Below are 18,637 nucleotides of genomic sequence, written 5' to 3' on the forward strand. Positions count from 1 at the left end.
CGGTACCTCAGTACGCTAATTTTTACGTAGCCGCGTCAGTTCAGGTTGCAGAGGTCAGTTCGTGGCTGATCAGCCTCAGCGATGGAACCAGGCAAAACATCACGTCGCCGCTTTCCGGTATTCACTGCCTGTAAGATGTTTTCTCAACGTCAGGTGAGTTGTCATCAAGAACGGCTGATGCGCGTTTCGGGTGACAGACATGAGTTGCAGCGGTGACTCGGTTATCTGCTTAAACTGGCAACGCGCACGGCATCAGATTTTGATGTGGCCTGAAGACGAGATATGAGAGCACATAATCAGGCGAAGCGAAGACAAAGCGAAAAAGCAGAGAAAATGGTGCAAAACCGGAAAAGACGCAGAACAACCCATATCGGAGCCTGATGTATAAAAGTACGCATAATGTATATTATGTTAAATGAGATATCCAGTTACGCACTCAGCCAGCCCGTTTACGCCTTTCCTGCCTCACCGCTTCTTTTTGTCCGCTTCTGTACCCACAAATCACAACAACGCTACGTAAAAAACTGGCGCTTATCCCTGTGCTGGATTGGCAGATTTCACGTAGCGTTGCCTGGCATAATTCACGCTTAGCTGGCTCTGTTCAGTGTCACCTGCGCCCCGTATTCTCGCGTCAGACGACGCGCCTGGTAATAAACCGATTTCCAGTATGGGTTGTTCAGTGATGAGCGAATCACGCCCTTGCTGGCCGACGCGTGAATAAACTGATTATCCGTATCGTAGAAGCCTACGTGCATGCCGCCACCAATGCGGAAAAACACCAGATCGCCTGGTTGCAGATGTTCCGGTGTGACACGAACGCCCATATGCAGCAGATCGGCTGTGGTGACGCGGTCCATTGGCAGATTGAAACGATCGTGCAAGGTTCGCCAGACGTAGCCCGAGCAATCCACGCCAGACAGCTGTGTGCCGCCCCATTGGTACGGCGTATCATGCCAGGTGTGCATTTGGTCATGCAACGCCGCGACGATAGGAATCAAATCCGGGTTTTGCGATGCGTCGGCGGCGGCGGTGTCCTCGGGTTCATCTGAGTGATGATGACTGCAACCAGAAAGCAGGAGCATAAGGCCGGAAAGAAAAAAGAATGAGGTTTTACGCTTCATCGAATAATCCGCACAGTAAAGATAACAAGGTGAGCAACGCTAAGGGCTTTTATAACCCATTCAATCGCTTATAGAAATATCTACGCTCTGCTTTACTTAACCTTACACTCAAACGGCAGGCTCTCTTTATATAGCGTAAAAAAGCGCACCTGGAAACGGATTTTCGCGAATAAATAACAACGCTACGCGAAATCTGACGCATAACTCCCCTGCTCTTTTATCAGAATTCACGTAGCAGCGCCTGTTTTTTGTGCTATCCGTTTTCGCTCGCATCCAGACCGCATACCTGCCAGCGCACCGAACTGACCCCTTTCTCCAGGCTAATGCGGCTTACCAGACTTTCCAGCTGTCCGGTCATGCTGGGTTGGCCCATCACTTCGGCATTCACTTCCATGCGATGTGGCGGATCCAAATCTTCACTGTGGAGCGATTGCAGGCGCAGGCCGCTGTTGCCCAGGCTATGCAGCATCAAACTGCGCACCTGAACTTCATCCTGCGCCAGACAAACGATCTGCACTTTGTAATGTTGTACTGCCTCGTCGGCCGACACGATGGACTGGCGATTAATGCCCAGCGCCAGTTCACGCAACAGAATGTTGGCACAGAGAATCACCATGCAACCTATCGCGGCTTCGAGTAACAACCCCATGCTGCACAGGACGCCGACGGCCGCGGTACACCACAAGGTGGCGGCGGTATTCAGGCCGCGAACGTTTAATCCGTCGCGCATAATCACACCGCCACCCAGGAAGCCGATACCGGAAACCACATAGGCGGCAACGCGAGTGGCGTCGGTGGCAATGCCGGGAACACACTGCGTCATCAGAACGAACAAACAGGCGCCGGTGCTGACCAGCGCGTTAGTACGTAAGCCGGTCATGCGTTGACGCAGCTGACGTTCGCTGCCGATGAGCGCACCCAGAATCAGCGCGGCCGATACGCGCAGTAAAAAGATTTTCCAGTCCATGATAAACCTCTCTCCGCCGCGCGGCAGGCGCAGTACGGAAAAACAAAGATGAATAAAATGGATTACAGCGGGCGTTGATGCAAAGCGCATCACGTCAGGGAAGGATGTTGATACAGCCGCCGTCTTAACGTGCAGTTAAGACAGCCAAAACTATCTTACTGCAGAAGCCTGGTGTAATCGTTCGGGACTTGTGTCCAATGTAGGTTGCCTCTTGCGTAAAATTCGCGGCGATTGTATAGCCATCTGAGGGCGGATTTCCACTCAGATGGCGCTTCGTTCAGGATTGGTTTAGCTGGACGGACGTTTAACGGCGCGTTGCGGACGCCTCAACCGGCACGTCGGCGCGGGCCAGCTCCATCCTCACCGGTGTGCTTTTATAGGAGGGAATACCGCTTTTTGTGTCGTAACTGTCTAAGGGAATTAACACGTTAGCTTCAGGATAATAGGCCGCTACCGATCCTTCGGCCATATCATGCACTGCGATAGTTAGATTATCGAGACGGCGATGAGTGGGATTGCCGTCCGGGTCCAGCGCAATGATGTTAACCTGATCGCCCATGCGAACGCCCTTTTTCTCCGCCTCGTTTTCACTGATAAACAGAATGTCGCGGCGGCCTGAAACGCCGCGATAGCGGTCATCCAGCCCGTAGAGCGTGGTGTTGTACTGATCGTGACTGCGCAGTGTCGTCAGAACGAGATCATGACATTTCAACGAGCGCGGATCTTCATTGATGCCCTCCATCACCAGGAATTGTGCTTTGCCCGATGGCGTATGCCAGACACGTTCAGACGCGCCATTCGGTAAACGGAACCCGCCCGGCTGCTGAATACGTTCGTTGAAGTTGTCAAAACCCGGAATCACCGCTTCGATGGCGTCACGAATCAGGCTGTAGTCGCCTGTCAACGTGTCCCAGTCCACGACCGTGTCCGGCAACGTGGCTTTGGCCAGGCCCGCGATGAGCGCGGGTTCGGATTTCAGATGAGGCGACGCCGGATCGAGCGTGCCGCGTGAGGCGTGCACCATCGACATGGAATCTTCAACCGTCACGCTCTGTGCGCCAGACTGTTGCTGGTCAATCTCGGTGCGGCCAAGCACCGGGAACAGATAGCTGTGTTTTGCCAGCAACAAATGCGAGCGGTTCAGTTTGGTGGCCATGTGCACCACCATATCCAGCTTGCGCATCGCAGCAAAGGTTTGCTGTGGATCCGACATGGCTTCGGCCAGATTACCGCCCAGGCACAGCAGCGCGTTTATCTCACCATCGCGAATGGCCTGAACGGCCTTAACGGCACTGTGTCCGTGTTTTGTCGGTGGCGTGAAACCAAAGACCGCTTCGATGCGCTTCAGCAGGCTTTCGGAGGGAACTTCGGTGATGCCAACGGTACGATCGCCCTGCACATTCGAGTGACCGCGTAACGGACAAATGCCCGCGCCCTTCTTGCCCATATTGCCGCGTAACAGCAGCAGATTCGCAATTTGTTGCACGTTCTGCGTGCCGTACTGATGCTGAGTAATTCCCATGCCATAGCAAATGATCGTGCGTTCAGCATTAGCGTAAAGCTGCGCGATATGCTCAATCTGTTCGCGTGACATACCCGAAACGTTAAGAATATGCGCCCAGTCCGTCGCCTCAAGGTCGGCTTTTAAGGCATCCAGGCCCTGCGTATGTTCAGCGATAAACGCGGCGTCAAACACGCCAGGATTGCCGCGGGTTTTGGCCTCTTCATCCATCGCCATCAGGCACTTCATCACGCCTTTAAGCATGGCCGCATCACCGCCAACCCGGATTTTGTAATAGGTTGACGCCAGTTCCGTTGAACTCAGCGTCACCATCTGTACCGGATTTTGCGGGGCGGTAAAACGCTCAAGTCCCCGTTCGCGCAACGGATTGATCGCGACGATTTTCGCACCGCGTTTCGACACCTCCTGCAACGTGGCCAGCATGCGCGGATGGTTTGTACCGGGGTTATGACCGATACAGATCACCAGATCGCAATGGTCAAAATCATCCAGCTCTACCGTGCCTTTGCCGATGCCAATCGATTCAGGTAAGCCGACGCTGGTTGGCTCGTGGCACATATTGGAACAGTCGGGGAAGTTATTGGTGCCAAATTCGCGGGCAAACAGCTGCCACAGAAAGGCGGCCTCGTTGGAAGCACGTCCTGAGGTATAAAATTCCACGCTGTCGGGATTGTGATAACTGCGCAGCCGCTCACCAATTTCATTGAAGGCGGTTTGCCACTCGATGGGCTGATAGGTATCCGTTACCGGATCGTATTTCATTGGATGCGTCAGCCTGCCTTCGCCTTCAAGCTCGTAAGCGCTGCGCTGCCACAATTCGCTGACCGGATGGGCCGCGAAAAACTCAGGTGTCGTGCGTTTACTGGTGGCTTCCCATGACACCGCTTTCGCGCCGTTTTCACAGAACTCAAAGGAGGACGTGTGTTTGGGATCGGGCCAGGCACAGCCGGGACAGTCAAAGCCTTCAGGCTGGTTAACTTTAAATAAGGCAATCACGTCCTGTTTCACGGCCATTTGACCACGAATCGCCCCTGCTACCGCTTTCAGGGCACCCCAGCCGCCCGCTGCGCCATCATAGGGTTTCACACCTTCCGTCCTGTTTTGCTCTTTCATTGCTGCTCCAGACTGACTGTTTTTGTTTTTATTAAGCCTGGTACAGTAATCGCAACGGCGCGTGAGAACAGTCGTGTAAAATTCAGGTTAACTTTTGCTAAATGTTTCACCGAGGCGGCAAAGCCAGGCGGCGCGCGAAAATGTTATGCTCCGTCAGCGGTATTTCGACGCTGTCGCCTGCAACGTTCAGAGCAGTACAGTACCTGATCCCAGCATTTTGCCCACTTTTTACGCCAGGTCATGGGTTTATGGCACTGCCTGCAGTAGCGCACCGGTAGCCCCTGTTTATTTCCTTTAAAAGTGTGCATCGTCTGCCCCCTGTCATCAGGTGATAAGTATAGACAGGCCGGGTTGATTGACTTTACGCCAAATAGGATCAGAATACTGTTCCAGTTAAGGACTACGCGACACGGAGTTTATCATCGCCACTTTTCGCGACGTTTATCGCGCCCGTACGGGACGCCGAGCCGGCCTGTTCGCCGCCTCGGCTTTGTTATTAGCCAGCTGTTCGTCGGAACCGCCAAAATCGCTGGTCACGCCCTTTCCGACCGTCAGTAAACCGCCGGTAACCAGCCAACCGGTGCGGGAGAATGTGCCTGTACGCGGCGTCTGGCTGACGACGGTTTCCCGTCTCGACTGGCCACCGATCGCCTCGGTGAATATCCGCGATGAGGCGCTGCGCGTCAGTCAGCAAAAGCGTGCGCTGACCGATAAACTCGACAAGCTGAAAAGCCTGGGAATCAATACGGTGTTCTTTCAGGTCAAACCGGATGGCACCGCACTGTGGGCATCGAAGATCCTGCCCTGGTCAGACATGATGACAGGCGAAACAGGTCAGAACCCAGGCTTTGATCCTTTGCAGTTTATGCTGGATGAAGCCCATAAGCGCGGTATGCGCGTGCATGCCTGGTTTAATCCCTACCGCGTTTCCGTGAATACCAAACCCTCAACGGTCGCCGAGCTGAACCGCACCCTGTCACAGCAGCCTGCCAGCGTCTTTGTTCTGCATCGTGACTGGATTCGCACGTCGGGGGATCGTTACGTGCTCGATCCCGGCATTCCGGATGTGCGTGACTGGATAACCAGCATCGTGGCTGAAGTTGTAAAACACTACGATATCGATGGCGTGCAGTTTGATGATTACTTCTACGCCGAGTCGCCCGGCTCGCCCCTGAACGACAGTCAGACGTTTATTCGATACGGTCAGGGCTTTGCCTCGAAGGCAGACTGGCGCAGGCATAATACACAGTTGTTGATCGAGCAGGTTTCTCACACGATCAAGCAGCTCAAGCCGCAGGTGGAGTTCGGCGTCAGCCCGGCGGGCGTCTGGCGTAACCGTTCGCACGATGCTGCCGGCTCAGATACGCGCGGCGCGGCGGCCTACGATGAGTCCTATGCGGATACGCGCCGCTGGGTACAGGACGGCTTACTGGATTATATTGCGCCCCAGATTTACTGGCCCTTCTCACGCAGCGCCGCCCGTTACGATGTGCTGGCGAACTGGTGGGCTAACGTTGTTAAGCCGACTAAAACGCGTCTGTACATCGGTATCGCCTTATACAAAGTCGGGGTGCCCGCCAAAAACGAGCCGGAATGGACGATTCAGGGCGGCGTGCCGGAACTGAAACGGCAGCTTGACCTTAACGCTTCCCTGCCGCAGGTCAGCGGCACGATTTTGTTCCGGGAAGACTACCTGAATCAGCCACAAACGCAGCCAGCAGTGAATTACCTGCGCAGCCGCTGGGGGCAACAGCCGTGATAACCGTGGCGGTTGTCGAGGCAGCAACCCCGGCGTTACAGGTCCTGACGGCCCGGCTGTCAGCGGAACTGTCTGCCCTTACTGGCGATGCGGGGACACAGCACTTCAGCGCGCCTGAGGCGGCGACCTGGGTGCTGGCCCGTGACAGCCAGGGCAAGGCAATTGGCTGTGGGGCGCTGGTGCATGTCTCCTCTGAGACAGCCGAACTGAAGCGCATGTTTTCCACCCGCGATATCCCCGGTACGGGCGCGGCCGTGCTGGCCGCGCTTGAGCAGATTGCCCGCGCGCGCGGCTATCGCGCGCTGCGGTGCTCAACGCGCCGGGTGAATACCCGCGCAGTGGCGTTTTATCATCGTTGCCATTTTCAGGAAACCGCCCCTTACGGCGCTTATGTCGATAAGCCCGCTTCTGTGTGTCTGATCAAAGCCCTCTGACGCAAATCATTAACAAATATTTTACTATTCAGCCCAAAATAGCACTTTTGTCAGCACCGCATTCGCTGCGTGGCGTAATATACGTCAATAAACGTAAAGTCCTCCCACACGGAAATGCGCATGTCTCAATACTCAAGTGAAGTGAAAACCAGTCAGCCCGGACTGGCCGCCAACGTTGATGACAGTCAGAAAATTGTGATGTCGATACTGGGCGCAGTGGCCTTTTCCCACTGCTGTAATGACTTTATCCAGGCCATGCTGCCGTCCATTTATCCGCTGCTGAAAACCAACTTCGCGCTCAGCTACGCCCAGATTGGCTTGATCACGCTGATTTATCAGATGACCGCCTCGCTGCTGCAGCCGTGGATTGGTCTTTATACCGACAAACATCCCAAGCCCTGGCTACTGCCGTCTGGTATGGTTGCGACACTCATCGGCATCGGGCTGCTGGCCATCGCGCCGCATTTCTCAGTGGTGTTGATGGCATCGGCGCTTATCGGCGTAGGTTCAGCCACGTTTCATCCGGAAGCGTCGCGTGTGGCACGGATGGCTTCGGGCGGGCAATTTGGGACGGCACAGTCCACCTTCCAGGTCGGCGGCTATGTCGGTACCGCTTTTGCGCCGCTGGTCGCCGCGATGCTGATCATCCCGCACGGACAGCTGGCGGTGGGCTGGCTGATGCTGATCGCGCTGTTTGCGGTCATCATTCTGTCAGGTATCAGCCGCTGGACGGTGAAGCACGGTCATGCCCACATGAAAAAGCACAACCAGCGGTCACTACGCGCCCTGTCGTCGCGCGATGTGAAGCTGGCGCTGTCCGTTGTGGGCGTGCTGTTACTGGCTAAATTCACCTATATCGCCTCGATCAGCAACTACTACATTTTTTATCTGGTTGAGCGCTTCCAGTTACCGGTGCCGGAAGCCCAGATTTACCTGTTTACCTTTCTGGCCGCGGTGGCGATTGGGACGCTGGTTGGCGGCCCGGTGGGCGATCGTATCGGACGTAAGGCGGTGGTCTGGATCTCTTTTCTGGGCGTCATTCCCTTCTCGCTCCTGATGCCGCACGCCAACCTGTTCTGGACCGCGGTGTTAACCGTTTGCATTGGCCTGGTGTTTTCATCGGCGTTTGCCGCGCTGGTCGTCTATGCCCAGGAGGTGCTGCCGGGTCGCACGGGCATGGTGGCCGGGATCATGTTTGGCACGATGTTTGGGATTGGCGGTATCGCCGCGGCCGCACTGGGGAAATTTGCGGACTGGTACGGTATTACCACGGTATACAACGCCTGTGGCTTTTTACCGCTGCTTGGCTTTGTGACCTTACTGATGCCTGACACGCGAAACAAAAAAGCGTAAAACGTCCAGGCAGCACCCGGCTGCCTGTTGCTTTTCTTACACGTACCCCATCATTTTCAGCATCGACTGCGCCTGCGTCATCGCTTCCGCCCGATGGGTGATGCCCAGTTTTTGATACAGGTTGCGGATATGGGTTTTGATGGTGGTGGCGGCCACATCCAGCTCGGCCGCGATCTGCTCGTTGCTGTAGCCGGAATAGATTAATCCCAGCACCTGCCATTCACGTTGCGTCAGTGGGCTGGTGCGGATCAGCTCCGGTACGTCCGGATGGTTCAGCAACCGGCTGACAAAGCCTTCATCAAAATGCGCAAACTTGTGGCGGTGATATTTGTTGATCTCGTTCAGGATGCGCCGCGCCCGATGGTGATCCAGCTCATCAAGTGTATTCAGCTGTAACAGCTGACGGAGCTGCTGCGCCATAGTTTCACCCTGCACAACGAAATGGCAGATAAAGCCGGTGCTGCGTGCCAGATTGAGCGCACTGAGTAAAGCCTGCTGGGCCTTTGCGCGCTGATCCGTTTCCCAGTAGATCTGATTCAGCAACAGCAAATTGCGGTTGAGATCGCTCATTAGCTGCAACGCCCGGGCGTTGTCATTCAGCTCGTCCAGAATCACCTCGGCCTCAGTGTACTGCCCCAGCAGAATCTGCGCCCGCGCCACGTTACGCCACTGTCCCTGTAAAAAATGGTTACTGGCACTGGCCGGTTTTGGCGTCTGACGCAGCCAGTCACGCGCGCTTTGCAAGTCGCCGGTCATCTGCCAGTACAGCACCCGCACTTTATCTGCATTGGCCAGCCAGTCATGATGCCAGCGGCCGTTGTTCAGCAGGTTCTCCAGGCGATTTAATAAGGTGCGCGCGTTATCAAGGTTGCCACGGGCGATGGCGCTCTGCACCAGTAAGCCCAGGCACTGGATCTGCTGCTGCGGCTGAAAACCCTGTAATACTTTCATGCCGTCGCGCGCGGCCTGCTCCGCCTCATCCAGCCGTCCCCAGGCCCATAACAGTTGGGCGCGGATGCGCAGCAGAAACTCATGCAACGGGAAGTGAGACAAATGCTGTGCCTTTACCAGCGCGAAGGCCCGCTCCTGGGTTTCATACGCGGTTTGCAGAAAGCCCTGGGCAAACAGAATCTCGCTTTGCTGAATCAGGCTCCACAGCACATAGTGCCAGGCATCTTCCCGGCGAGCCATATGCTCCGTCTGGCGCATCAGCGCCAGCGAGTTACTGAGTTCGCCTTTACAATGCAGAATTTCGCCGTGCACCGAGGTCGCGACAATCCGGCTGTAGTGGCGGCTTTCAGGCAGCGCGTCCAGCGCCAGCATCGCCAGACGCTCGGCCTCATCCGCATTACCGTCATTGATCGCCACCTGCGCCAGTAGCGCGTTAAACTCGCCGCGCAGGACCGCATCGATTTCGCAACGGCTCTCCTGCTCAAACCGGGCCAACAGGCTGTTCACCTCTGTGAAGCGGTGCTGGCTCTGCATCAGCCAGGCCTGCAATAACACCAGGTTGGGATGCGCCAGCAGCATACTCCAGGGCAGTGCTTTCAACGACGATTCCAGTAACGGCAGCTCGCTCTGGTTAAACAGAGACCAGGCGTGCTCAATGAGCACGTCCCGCAGCATCTCAGCATCGCCTGAGGCGCGCGCATGATGAATGGCTTCACCCGGAAAGCCCTGCGCCATCCAGCTGGTTGCCGCCGCACGATGCAGGGCGGGAAGCTCTGCAGCCAGCTCCCACTGGCAGCGCTGTTGCAGGAAGCTGCCAAATAACGGGTGATAGCTGAACCACTGACCGGAATCATCCATGCGTTGCAGAAACAGCCCCTGGCGCTCAATCTCCTCCAGCCAGCGTTGGCCGTTCTCCTCACCGGTGACTTCGGCGATCAGCGCCGCATTGAGCGAACGTAGCAGCGCGCTTTTTAACAGGAAATGGCGGGTGGGCAACGTCACGTTATCCAGCACTTCCTCGACCAGATAGTCGTTTAAGTGACTGGCATTAATACCCGACAGACGTCGGGCCGAATGCTGCGCCGCGCCTGCGCCCTGCCGGGCCGACAGGGCGATCAGCTGCAGAGCCGTTGCCCAGCCTGCGACGTCATCGCACAGGCGCCCGGTTTCGTCGGACGCCAGCGGTGCGGGCAGCCGGGCAGCAAAAAACGCCTGCGCTTCCTGATGGGTAAAGGCCAGTTGCTGGCTGCTGAGTTCCAGCAGCTGTTCGCGCACGCGCAGATTGGCAATGCCTAACTGCGGCAGATTACGCGAGAGCACGACCAGCGTGACGTTTTCAGGTTGATGGCGTAGAAAGAAGCGCATGGCATCATGAATCGCCGGATTGGTGATGTGATGGTAATCATCAATGATCAGCCACAGCGGCTTATGCCATTCCTGCAAATCGTTAATGAGTTGGGTAAAAAGTGCGTTAAGGTTGACGTACTGCCGCTTCTGCGCCAGCACTTCACTACGGCGGCAGCATCCCTGCGTGGACTGCTGCAGGGCCGCTACCAGATAATCCGCAAAGCGCTCCGTCTGGTTGTCGCTTTCATCCAGGGAATACCAGCCCAGCTCGGCTTTATCGGCTGCCCAGTGGGAGATCAAGGTGGTTTTACCGTAGCCAGCGGGGCTGGTCACCAGCACCAGGCGATAGTTACCGGCGGCGGATAATTTTCGTATCAGTCGCTCGCGTTTCACCGTGGTTTCATGCCGGACAGGACGGCTGAGTTTTGAGGGAATTAACATAGACGCACGCTTCTCCATTTGCTTCGGCGCATCATTTTTTTACGCTTCGTAATTATTCTTCACACGTTCAGCTATCCCTCCTGATAAAGCAAGCAGACGCTTAAGTGAATCTTCACAAAAGCGAATCTAATCACACTTAAGTAAAACTTTCGGACTTCCCTCAGGCTCTCCACCCTGCGGCTCCGCCTGCGCGAAATTCTGCCGGGAGGAGGCGCGCGCCGAAACGCAAAAGCACACTATGGGTTATTCCCTTTTCTCCTTAAAACAGGATTTTCGGCTATGACACAGCATCCCTTTGATCAATCGCTTTTTAACGCTGCGCTGGCGCGCCAGTGGCAACAGTTTGGCCTGCAAGAGGCACACGAGATGACGCCGCATCAGTGGTGGCACGCACTGAGTGGTGCGCTGGCTGAAATGCTGCGCGCGCTCCCTGCCCGGCCCGCTTCCGGCGATCAACGCCATGTCAATTATCTGTCGATGGAGTTTCTGACCGGACGACTGACCGGCAATAACCTCCTCAACCTGGGCTGGTATAACGCTGTCGCTGCCGCCTTATCGCAATGGGATGTGTCACTCAGTGACGTACTGGAAAACGAGCGCGATCCGGCGCTGGGTAATGGCGGCTTAGGGCGTCTGGCAGCCTGCTTTCTGGACGCGATGGCCACTGTCGGTCAGCCCGCTACCGGCTATGGCCTGAATTACCAGTACGGTCTGTTTCGTCAGCGTTTTGTCGACGGCGCGCAGGATGAACAACCCGACGACTGGCAGCGCGAGCGTTATCCCTGGTTTACGTACAATGCCCGGCGGGATGTCCAGGTGGGCTTAGGCGGCAGAGTCAGCAACGAAAACGGCACAATCCGCTGGCAGCCCGCGTTTTACCTCAAGGGCGAAGCCTGGGATCTGCCGGTGGTGGGCTTTGAAAATGGCGTGACGCAGCCGTTGCGGCTGTGGCAGGCCACGCATGCGCAGCCATTTGACCTGCAAACCTTCAACAACGGGGCGTTTATGCGGGCTGAAAAACGGGGCATGGATGCGGCGAAGCTGACGAAAGTCCTTTACCCTAACGACCATCATCAGGCCGGCAAAAAACTCCGCCTGATGCAGCAGTATTTTCAGTGCGCCTGTTCGCTGGCTGATATCCTTCGCCGCCACCTGCAGGCGGGCCGTTCGCTCGACAGCCTGGCCGATTACGAAGTGATTCAGCTAAACGACACGCATCCCACGCTGGCGATCCCCGAAATGATGCGGCTGCTGATCGATGAGCACCAATTCAGCTGGGACAGCGCCTGGACCCTCACCCAGCGCACATTTGCCTATACCAACCATACTTTGTTGCCTGAAGCGCTGGAGTGCTGGGATACCGGCATCGTCCGCGCCCTGCTGCCGCGCCATATGTTGATCATCCACCGCCTCAATGCCCAGCTAAAGGCAGAAGTGGATGCACGCTGGCCGGGCGATGACGCGGTCTGGGCCCGACTGGCGATCGTACATCATAAGCAACTCCGCATGGCTAACCTGTGTGTAATGAGTTGCTTTGCCGTAAATGGCGTCGCCGCGCTGCACTCCCGACTCGTCAAAGAAGAACTGTTCCCGGAATACGTCGCACTATGGCCTGATAAGTTTCATAACGTCACTAACGGCATTACGCCACGCCGCTGGATCAACCAGTGCAATCCCCGCCTTGCCCGCCTGATAAGCCACACGCTGAAGCGGCCGTGGATCAACGATCTGGACGCGCTCGCCTCTCTGGAAAACTGGGTGGATGACGCCGGTTTTTGTGCCGACTATCAGCAGATCAAGCAGCAAAACAAGCAGGATTTGGCCGCGTGGATTGCTGAGCGGACCGACATTGTCGTTAATCCCGCGGCGATGTTCGATGTGCAAATCAAGCGACTGCATGAATACAAACGGCAGCATCTGACGCTGCTGCATATCATTGCCCTCTGGCAGATGCTGTGTCGCGATCCACAGGCGAACCTGTGTCCGCGCGTGGTGATCTTCGGGGCCAAAGCGGCACCCGGTTATGCGCTGGCCAAAAACATCATTTACGCCATTAATCAGGTTGCTGAGGTCATAAATCACGACCCGCGCGTGGCCGATCGCCTGAAAGTGGTGTTTATTCCGGACTATAACGTTTCTGTTGCTGAACGGCTGATCCCTGCCGCGGACCTGTCAGAGCAGATATCAACGGCGGGCAAAGAAGCGTCCGGCACCGGCAATATGAAGCTGGCCCTGAACGGCGCGCTTACGATAGGTACGCTCGATGGTGCCAACGTCGAAATTGCCGAACAGGTCGGTGAAGACAATATCTTTATCTTTGGCCACACCGTGGAGCAGGTGCAGGCGCTGAAGGCCGGGCATTACGATCCTGTTCAGTGGCGCACCAACGACGTCCAACTCGACCAGGCCTTACAGGCGCTGGAAAACAGCACCTTTAGCGCGGGCGATACGCACGCGTTTGACCTGCTGTTAAACAGTCTCGGTCCTGAGAACGGCGATCCCTGGCGGGTGCTGGCTGACTTCCGTCACTATCTGAATGCTCAGCAACGTGCCGAAGCCTTATGGGCCGATAAGCAGGCGTGGACGCGCGCAGCCATCCTGAATACCGCCCGCTGCGGAATGTTCAGTGCGGACCGTGCGATTCGCCATTACCAGCAGCGCATCTGGCAGCGTAAAGGATAATTACAATGACGCCTTTTCACCCCCCTCAGGAGACGGGCCGCATTGCAACGGAATATGTGGATGCGCATGGAACGGTGCAGACGGTTTCTGCCCTCACGCGTCAGCGTTTGCTGACGGCGATGGCGCGCGAGTCGGCCCCATCCACACCATTGCCCCCCGTATGGGTTATCGCGCAGGGTAAACCGATAGTGTTAACGCCTGTGCTGACCGGTCCCACGCGCTGGCAGTTAACAAGCGAATACGGGCAGCACTGGTCGGGGCAATGTGAGCCGGATAAACCGTTGTGCTTACCGGAACTGCCTGATGGCTACCATCAATTGCGCCTGACGCAAGGCATGCAACGGGTTATCTGCCAGATAATTGTGACGCCGTCACGTTGCTATGCGCCGGAGGCGTTGCTTAAGGGGCGCAGGCGCTGGGGAACCTGTGTGCAGCTCTATTCGTTGCGCTCAGCGGGCAACTGGGGCATGGGCGATTTTGCCGATCTGCGGCAACTGGTGAACGAGACCGGTCAGCGAGGCGGCGCCTTTATCGGTCTGAATCCGTTACATGCGCTGTTCCCCGCGCTGCCCGATCAGGCCAGTCCTTACAGTCCCTCTTCCCGGCGCTGGCTGAATGTGTTGTATATCAGCGTGCCCGATGTGGCTGATTTTACGCTGAGCGCCGCCGCACAGGCCTGGTGGCTCGCGGCAGAAACGCAGGACGTTCTCCAGCGCGCCCGCGCGGCACAATGGGTGGATTATCCCGCTGTCGCGTCGCTCAAGCTCACCGCACTGCGGTTTGCATGGGCGCAGTTTTTGCAGCGTGATAACGAGGACAGTGAGGTTGTCGCATTCGAGGCGTTTGTCCTTCAGGGTGGTGAAAGCCTGCTGCATCAGGGCATTTTCGATGCCTTACAGGCCTGGTTTGTGGGTCAGGATCCAACCTGTCACGGCTGGGATACCTGGCCCGCTGCGTATCAACAGCCGGACAGCGCCGCCGTGCACGCCTTTCGCATCGAACACGGCGATGAGATCCGTTTTTATCAGTGGTTACAATGGCTTGCCGCCCGACAGTTTGCGGCCTGCTGGCAGGACAGCCAGCGGCTACAGATGACGCTGGGGCTTTATCGGGATCTCGCCGTCGGCGTGGCCGCTAATGGGGCTGAAACCTGGAGCCAGCGCGCCTTGTATTGCCTGGCGGCCAGCGTGGGCGCGCCGCCGGATATTCTGGGACCGCTGGGCCAGAACTGGGGATTACCGCCGCTGCATCCCGGGGAATTGTATGACCGGGCATACGAACCCTGGATAACCCTGCTGCGTGCGAATATGCGTGACTGTGGCGCACTGCGTATTGACCATGTGATGGCGTTACTGCGTCTGTGGTGGATTCCGGCGGGTGAAACGGCAGCGGAAGGTGCCTATGTGACCTATCCTGTCGACGATTTGCTGGCCATTCTGGCGCTGGAAAGCCAGCGTCACCGCTGCATGGTGATCGGAGAAGATCTGGGTACAGTACCGGATACCATCGTGGCGAAACTGCGTGATGCCGGCGTTTACTCCTACAAAGTGCTCTACTTTGAACGAACCGCTGAACGCGCCTTTCGTCCGCCTGCCGCATGGCCTGCGCAGGCCATGGCGGTAGCCACCACCCATGATATGCCAACGCTGCGCGGCTGGTGGCAACACGACGATCTGACGCTCGGCAGCCAGTTGGGACTCTATCCTGACAACGCGGTGCTGGCCGGGCTCCATCGCCAGCGCAGGACAGCCCGCGCGGCGCTGTTGCAGAGCCTGCAGCGCCAGGGTTATCTGAAGAACGGCGCACTGGTGCAGGCCAACAGCCCGCGCATGAGTCTGGTGTTGAATACCGCGCTTCATTACTATCTGGCTGACTGCAACAGCGCCCTGCTGGGCTTGCAGCCCGAAGACTGGCTGGATATGGCTTCTCCGGTCAATGTACCCGGCACGGTGGAGACCTATCCGAACTGGCGACGTAAGCTCAGCCTGCCGCTGGAGGCGATGTTTGCCGATGCGCGGATTAACGGGCTGCTGGCGACCATGACGCAGAAGCGCGGATAAGAAAATAATGCGGTCCATATCAACCAAAATACAATGCCGATATGGACTGTTAAATGAATTTGGGTGTTGGCTACGCTTCATATGTCATTTCTGTGGCCGGGTTCAATTTACCTTTGGACCGAAACTTGCACACTGGCAAAGATATTAATCAGATTTATTAATATATTGAGAGGGTGCGATGATCGGTTGCTGTGAGTGTTGCGGTCTTGCTTTAAACAGGGGGCTTCCCAAAGTCAAAAACAACGTTGAATATAAAAGTTGCCCGAAATGCTCTGTGACACACGGACGGCAGCATATTTACTTTCAGACGCCTAATCACTTTGGAACCACACCCGCGCGTGAAACGATAAATAATCCTCAAGGTCTTCAAAGTTATTGTGAAAGTTGCAGGCCCGCCTCAGAAAAAGACAACCCATCGAGAGTATTTCAGCATGGCTTAACATGTCATCATTTCGAATAGTCGTTCAATTTTCCGGCCGACATTCGTATTTACTTCTCTGACTGACAAAAAAAGGTGCGCCTCAGCGCACCAGGTGGAGCAAATCAGCACTGTGGAGTGATTACTCCTTGCCTTTAACACTGCTGATAAATGTTTTTCGTGCGGAAGGTGAACCGAGCCGCTCTGCTTCGTCGAGCAGTTTAAGCGCTTTATCAATATTGCCCTGGGCCACTGCCTGCCTGATGCTCTGGTTAAAATAGCTTTCGGTATCGGTGACAAGGGGCTGCGATTTTGTGTCAGGCGCAGCAGTGGGTTGCGCGGCCTGCACGGCAGGTTGTGTTTGTCCGACCGTCACGGGCGTTGAACGGGAAGCGCCAAACAGCGGCCCGACCAGTATCGAGGAGGCGGAACTGGTGCTGACGTTGATTTTTAGCCTGCCCGAGAGGCTATGGCGGGCAACGGGATCGGGAATATCCGGCACCGCGTGGCCGGTTCCCCTGGCATAGGCTTTTGCCGGATCCAACAGCGTAGTGGTTTGTGTCAGATCCTTTTCTGTGGTGAACACTAACAGATAGATTTTCTGCTGCCCCGGCACGGGCGTCAGTTTCATTACGCCTTCAAGCCGGTCAGCGGCCATTACGCCGGGTTGCTGATAGGTAAACCAGCGGCTCGGAAACCAGGCGGCCGGACGGAGATGTTCATCCAGGACAAGCACATTGGGGGCAAATACCTGGTTGTTCTGCACCTCGCTGCTCAGGGTAATGGTCAGCTCTCCCAGCGTCGCAGGCAGGCTGTAAGCCGCGACCGGGCCCGTCATCCCCGGGACATTCCATCGTGAATGGCTGCCATCAAGCACTGTCACCTGAGCGCGTGAAGTATCCAGCGGCTGCCAGGTCAGGCTTTGCAGACTCGTTTGTGAAAAGTGTGGTGCGGCAGAGACATCCTGCGGCATCAGATTGATTTCGGCGCGGACAGTAGCGCTGTGCCCTGCCAGCAGCATTGCGCTCAGGCTCAGCGCTAATCCGACTTTATGCATTTTCATTGTGAACCTCGCAGAACCGGCAGCGGCACCGCCAGGCAATAGCAGCCGCTACCAGAAAAAAAGAATGCGGTTAGAGAACGTTAACCGGGGATCGCCTTACCACCAGATTTCCATCTGGGCGCCAAAGGTCCACTCGTCATTGTTGCCACGACTGTTGGTGAACAGGCCGTTGCCACTGCTGTCACGTGCGGCCAGCGTAGTGAGATCGCCCGCCGCATCTTTGCTGTAGCCCCACTTCTCGTCCCATTTGGCATAGGTCGCAAACAGACGCAGCGCCGGGCGCGACCAGATGCTGTCACCTGCCTGCCAATGCTGGGCAAGCGTGATTTTGTACTGGCCATTGCGCTCGCCGACCTCCTGAGACTTCACGTTGTCATAGCCGACTTCCAGCAGGGTGCTCATGATCGGTGTCCATTTGTACATTGGCCGCACGCCCACGGTGTACCACTCGTTGCCCCGGTTGTTATCGAGGTCGGTGTTCTGGTACATCGCGACGTACATCATGTCCCAGCGCTCTGCCAGCGAGATTGCGCCGTGATCCAGGATCCGGTACAGCCGGCCGTTGTTATTGATATTGCTGCCCTGCGCTAACCCTTTGCCCTGTGACGTCAGCGCGTCCGTGGCGTACTGGAGCACAAACTTGTTGTAGCCCTTCAGCATGCTCTGGGTATGTTCTGCGGTGAACAGCCAGCCATCTTTTGAGGCGCCCTCGTCCAGGCGATAACCGTCACGGGCATTGGCACGACCATAGTCCACGCCCAGCTCAAGCACGCCATTGGGGTTGGTTTCCAGTCCGGCCAGCCGCACGTCAAAGACATCGTCAGCTGTGCTGGTGGCGTAATTGCGGATTCGATCGCTGGAGAATGTATACGAACCGCCCGCTTCTGAGGAACGGGTTGCCGCAAAAGAAAGCTTTCCAAATCCCAGATCGACATCTTCCAGGCCCGCCCCCGGTCCCGAAATATCCCAGTAGTAGAAGTCGATCATGTGTACATCGTGGCGTTGATAAAAACGCTTACCGGCCCAGATCGTAGAACCCGGCAGCGCATCAATCAGGTTCTTGCCTTTGACATTGGCCTCACGAAACGCCGGTGAGGTGGATTCCCAGTCATTTTGCTGAGAAACCGAGTACGCCACGTTGGTGTCAAAATAGAAGCTCTTATCGCCCTCTTTCCACACTTCCTGACCCAGCTTCAGTTCCGCGTAGGTTTCGCATTCGTTGCCGAGGCGGTATTTACTTTGTGCACCGGTTGCCTGAAAGCATTGCTGCTCGCCGCCGCTACCGGTCCAGCCGATGCCGGAGCGCGCATAACCGGAAAAATCCACCGCCATAAGCGGCGCAGACAGCGTGCCTGTCGCCACGGCCACGGCGAGGGAAAGCTTGCGCAGAGTTAACATTTTCGATC

12 protein-coding genes are annotated in these 18,637 nt (G+C 56.5%); 5 read left to right on the top strand and 7 right to left on the bottom strand.

Translation table 11 applies throughout. The annotated features are described in order from the left end of the window. Positions 1 to 587 precede the first annotated feature (587 nt). The 4 genes from GC090_RS10305 to GC090_RS10320 form a co-directional block, all read right to left on the bottom strand. Positions 588 to 1,121: a C40 family peptidase gene (locus tag GC090_RS10305; RefSeq protein ID WP_006119158.1), complete on the bottom strand. Its 534-nt coding sequence runs from the start codon at positions 1,119 to 1,121 to the stop codon at positions 588 to 590. 253 nt (positions 1,122 to 1,374) lie between these two features. Further along, a complete protein-coding gene (locus GC090_RS10310) occupies positions 1,375 to 2,088 on the bottom strand; it encodes an MgtC/SapB family protein (RefSeq protein ID WP_033741675.1) in 714 nt (237 codons plus the stop codon). A 304-nt stretch (positions 2,089 to 2,392) separates the two neighbouring features. Beyond that, on the bottom strand, positions 2,393 to 4,723 hold the full coding sequence (locus tag GC090_RS10315; RefSeq protein WP_033741674.1) for an FdhF/YdeP family oxidoreductase: 2,331 nt from the start codon (positions 4,721 to 4,723) through the stop codon (positions 2,393 to 2,395). A gap of 143 nt (positions 4,724 to 4,866) precedes the next feature. Further along, positions 4,867 to 5,031, bottom strand: a complete 165-nt coding sequence (locus GC090_RS10320) for a DUF2256 domain-containing protein (protein ID WP_072193741.1) — start codon at positions 5,029 to 5,031, stop codon at positions 4,867 to 4,869. 113 nt (positions 5,032 to 5,144) lie between these two features. Between GC090_RS10320 and GC090_RS10325 the strand changes: the two genes are divergently transcribed. The 3 genes from GC090_RS10325 (at position 5,145) to GC090_RS10335 (ending at position 8,269) form a co-directional block, all read left to right on the top strand. Continuing rightward, a complete protein-coding gene (locus GC090_RS10325; RefSeq protein ID WP_110267494.1) occupies positions 5,145 to 6,482 on the top strand; it encodes a glycoside hydrolase family 10-like protein in 1,338 nt (445 codons plus the stop codon). Continuing rightward, the gene (locus tag GC090_RS10330; protein WP_054687733.1) at positions 6,479 to 6,916 is read left to right on the top strand and encodes a GNAT family N-acetyltransferase; all 438 of its coding nucleotides are present in this window, start codon (positions 6,479 to 6,481) and stop codon (positions 6,914 to 6,916) included. Before GC090_RS10325 ends, GC090_RS10330 begins: the two co-directional genes overlap by 4 nt. Before the next feature lie 120 nt (positions 6,917 to 7,036). After that, on the top strand, positions 7,037 to 8,269 hold the full coding sequence (locus GC090_RS10335; protein ID WP_058701896.1) for an MFS transporter: 1,233 nt from the start codon (positions 7,037 to 7,039) through the stop codon (positions 8,267 to 8,269). Positions 8,270 to 8,305: 36 nt separating this feature from the next. On the opposite strand, the gene malT is transcribed toward GC090_RS10335, so the two are convergent. Next, positions 8,306 to 11,008 (bottom strand): HTH-type transcriptional regulator MalT, encoded by a 2,703-nt coding sequence (gene malT, locus GC090_RS10340; protein ID WP_324019670.1) that lies wholly within the window; start codon positions 11,006 to 11,008, stop codon positions 8,306 to 8,308. Between the two features lie 279 nt (positions 11,009 to 11,287). Here malT and malP point away from each other — a divergent pair, with 279 nt between their 5' ends. Both malP and malQ read left to right on the top strand, forming a co-directional pair. Continuing rightward, on the top strand, positions 11,288 to 13,690 hold the full coding sequence (malP, locus tag GC090_RS10345; RefSeq protein ID WP_324019672.1) for a maltodextrin phosphorylase: 2,403 nt from the start codon (positions 11,288 to 11,290) through the stop codon (positions 13,688 to 13,690). 5 nt (positions 13,691 to 13,695) lie between these two features. Next, entirely contained in the window at positions 13,696 to 15,750 is a 2,055-nt protein-coding gene (malQ, locus tag GC090_RS10350; protein WP_324019673.1) for a 4-alpha-glucanotransferase, read from the top strand. A 560-nt stretch (positions 15,751 to 16,310) separates the two neighbouring features. Here malQ and malM read toward each other — a convergent pair. Together malM and GC090_RS10360 are read right to left on the bottom strand one after the other, a co-directional pair. Beyond that, positions 16,311 to 17,231: a maltose operon protein MalM gene (malM, locus tag GC090_RS10355; RefSeq protein ID WP_039340339.1), complete on the bottom strand. Its 921-nt coding sequence runs from the start codon at positions 17,229 to 17,231 to the stop codon at positions 16,311 to 16,313. 96 nt (positions 17,232 to 17,327) lie between these two features. After that, positions 17,328 to 18,629 carry a maltoporin gene (locus tag GC090_RS10360; protein WP_324019674.1) on the bottom strand — a complete coding sequence of 434 codons (1,302 nt, stop codon included), beginning with the start codon at positions 18,627 to 18,629 and terminating at the stop codon, positions 17,328 to 17,330. Positions 18,630 to 18,637 lie beyond the last annotated feature (8 nt).

Origin of the sequence: Pantoea sp. JZ29 (assembly GCF_035190385.1) — a bacterium.
Taxonomy (GTDB): Bacteria; Pseudomonadota; Gammaproteobacteria; order Enterobacterales; family Enterobacteriaceae; genus Pantoea; species Pantoea stewartii.

Coding starts and splice junctions, on each gene's coding strand:
- GC090_RS10305 (WP_006119158.1), bottom strand. CDS start 1,121: ATGAAGCGTAAAACCTCATTCTTTTTTCTTTCCGGCCTTATGCTCCTG.
- GC090_RS10310 (WP_033741675.1), bottom strand. CDS start 2,088: ATGGACTGGAAAATCTTTTTACTGCGCGTATCGGCCGCGCTGATTCTG.
- GC090_RS10315 (WP_033741674.1), bottom strand. CDS start 4,723: ATGAAAGAGCAAAACAGGACGGAAGGTGTGAAACCCTATGATGGCGCA.
- GC090_RS10320 (WP_072193741.1), bottom strand. CDS start 5,031: ATGCACACTTTTAAAGGAAATAAACAGGGGCTACCGGTGCGCTACTGC.
- GC090_RS10335 (WP_058701896.1), top strand. CDS start 7,037: ATGTCTCAATACTCAAGTGAAGTGAAAACCAGTCAGCCCGGACTGGCC.
- malT (WP_324019670.1), bottom strand. CDS start 11,008: ATGTTAATTCCCTCAAAACTCAGCCGTCCTGTCCGGCATGAAACCACG.
- malP (WP_324019672.1), top strand. CDS start 11,288: ATGACACAGCATCCCTTTGATCAATCGCTTTTTAACGCTGCGCTGGCG.
- malQ (WP_324019673.1), top strand. CDS start 13,696: ATGACGCCTTTTCACCCCCCTCAGGAGACGGGCCGCATTGCAACGGAA.
- malM (WP_039340339.1), bottom strand. CDS start 17,231: ATGAAAATGCATAAAGTCGGATTAGCGCTGAGCCTGAGCGCAATGCTG.
- GC090_RS10360 (WP_324019674.1), bottom strand. CDS start 18,629: ATGTTAACTCTGCGCAAGCTTTCCCTCGCCGTGGCCGTGGCGACAGGC.